This is a genomic window from Tianweitania sp. (assembly GCF_032053605.1).
In the GTDB taxonomy this organism is placed as follows: Bacteria; Pseudomonadota; Alphaproteobacteria; order Rhizobiales; family Rhizobiaceae; genus Tianweitania.
On sequence record NZ_DAMBUH010000181.1, the window covers coordinates 3,632 to 3,978 of the forward strand.

Sequence of the window (347 nt, forward strand, 5' to 3'; positions counted from 1 at the left end):
CCTGGCAGATGCGCGCCCCCGGCAGCATCGGAAACGTCACCACCGAGATTTCCCATAGGTCCGCTTCCAGAATGCGCCGAAAGCCGCTCGCCGCTTCTTTTCTCGCTTTCTCCGCCCGAAAGCCGATCGACAGCCCGTCCAGCGCGCCCGCCTTCATCAGCGCCAAGATCTCGCGACCCCGCGCCACATCGGTTTGCAGCCGCCCGCGCACGAACAGCCCGCGTTCGTCCTCGCGCAGCTCCGTCCACACCCCGATCGGCTGCGCTGGATCGTGCTGAAACAGCATGCGCACGCCCGATGCACCCCGGGTGCGCAACGACTTCGCGAACGCCCCGCGCTCCACGATG

1 protein-coding gene is annotated in these 347 nt (G+C 67.4%); it reads right to left on the minus strand.

Going from position 1 to position 347, the window contains the following annotated elements; genetic code table 11:
• The coding region (locus tag RTX98_RS20365; RefSeq protein WP_312798711.1) for an HK97 family phage prohead protease at positions 1 to 347 on the minus strand (347 nt) is incomplete at both ends.